Source organism: Citrobacter sp. Cpo148, assembly GCF_030332375.1.
In the GTDB taxonomy this organism is placed as follows: Bacteria; Pseudomonadota; Gammaproteobacteria; order Enterobacterales; family Enterobacteriaceae; genus Citrobacter; species Citrobacter portucalensis.
Window position 1 is genome coordinate 1 of record NZ_JAOWHY010000011.1, and the last position, 903, is coordinate 903.

At 53.5% G+C, this 903-nt stretch carries 1 rRNA gene; it reads left to right on the forward strand.

Annotation, left to right across the window (positions count from 1 at the left end):
* Positions 1-903: ribosomal RNA gene (locus OGY10_RS00050) — 23S ribosomal RNA — on the forward strand; the annotation flags it as partial.

The following is a 903-nucleotide window of genomic DNA, read 5'->3' on the forward strand; positions in this document are numbered from 1 at the left end:
GGTTAACCGAATAGGGGAGCCGAAGGGAAACCGAGTCTTAACTGGGCGTTAAGTTGCAGGGTATAGACCCGAAACCCGGTGATCTAGCCATGGGCAGGTTGAAGGTTGGGTAACACTAACTGGAGGACCGAACCGACTAATGTTGAAAAATTAGCGGATGACTTGTGGCTGGGGGTGAAAGGCCAATCAAACCGGGAGATAGCTGGTTCTCCCCGAAAGCTATTTAGGTAGCGCCTCGTGAATTCATCTTCGGGGGTAGAGCACTGTTTCGGCTAGGGGGTCATCCCGACTTACCAACCCGATGCAAACTGCGAATACCGAAGAATGTTATCACGGGAGACACACGGCGGGTGCTAACGTCCGTCGTGAAGAGGGAAACAACCCAGACCGCCAGCTAAGGTCCCAAAGTCATGGTTAAGTGGGAAACGATGTGGGAAGGCACAGACAGCCAGGATGTTGGCTTAGAAGCAGCCATCATTTAAAGAAAGCGTAATAGCTCACTGGTCGAGTCGGCCTGCGCGGAAGATGTAACGGGGCTAAACCATGCACCGAAGCTGCGGCAGCGACACTATGTGTTGTTGGGTAGGGGAGCGTTCTGTAAGCCGTTGAAGGTGTGTCGTGAGGCATGCTGGAGGTATCAGAAGTGCGAATGCTGACATAAGTAACGATAATGCGGGTGAAAAACCCGCACGCCGGAAGACCAAGGGTTCCTGTCCAACGTTAATCGGGGCAGGGTGAGTCGACCCCTAAGGCGAGGCCGAAAGGCGTAGTCGATGGGAAACAGGTTAATATTCCTGTACTTGGTGTTACTGCGAAGGGGGGACGGAGAAGGCTATGTTAGCCGGGCGACGGTTGTCCCGGTTTAAGCATGTAGGCGGAGGTTCCAGGTAAATCCGGTACCTT